Source organism: Aphanothece microscopica RSMan92, from assembly GCF_046613545.2.
Classification (GTDB): Bacteria; Cyanobacteriota; Cyanobacteriia; order PCC-6307; family Cyanobiaceae; genus NIES-981.
On record NZ_JBKKKY020000619.1, the window covers coordinates 1 to 409 of the forward strand.

The window sequence follows — 409 nt, forward strand, 5'->3', positions numbered from 1 at the left end:
CAGCGCCGCACCGGCGCGCTGACCGGCGACAACGCCCATCTGTTCTTCACGCTCGGCGGGGCGATGCCGGGCGGCGAGGTCGAGACGGGCGCGGACCCGACTCTCAGCCTCGAAGCCGTCGCGCCCGGCCATATCGACTATATCGACGTGATCCGGAACGGTGCGCTGGTGCGGCGCGTGGCGCCGGAAGTCGAGGCGTCCCCGATCGATGGCGACAGCGCAGAGCTGGAGACCATCGTCGTCCTGGAACTGGGGTGGGGCGCGCGCGGCAGGCAGCACCGCTGGAGCGGATCGCTGCGGGTCGAGGGCGGAGAGATCCTCTCGGTCGAGCCGCGCCTGCGCGGCAACGAGGTCGTCTCTCCGCTCGAAGGCGATGCCGACGGGCAGGACGAGGACGAGGTTTCGCTCG

The 409-nt window shown here is 71.4% G+C and carries 1 protein-coding gene; it reads left to right on the plus strand.

The annotated features are described in order from the left end of the window. Positions 1-409: hypothetical protein (locus ACLD7X_RS19345; RefSeq protein WP_411425300.1), on the plus strand; the 409-nt coding region annotated here is incomplete at both ends.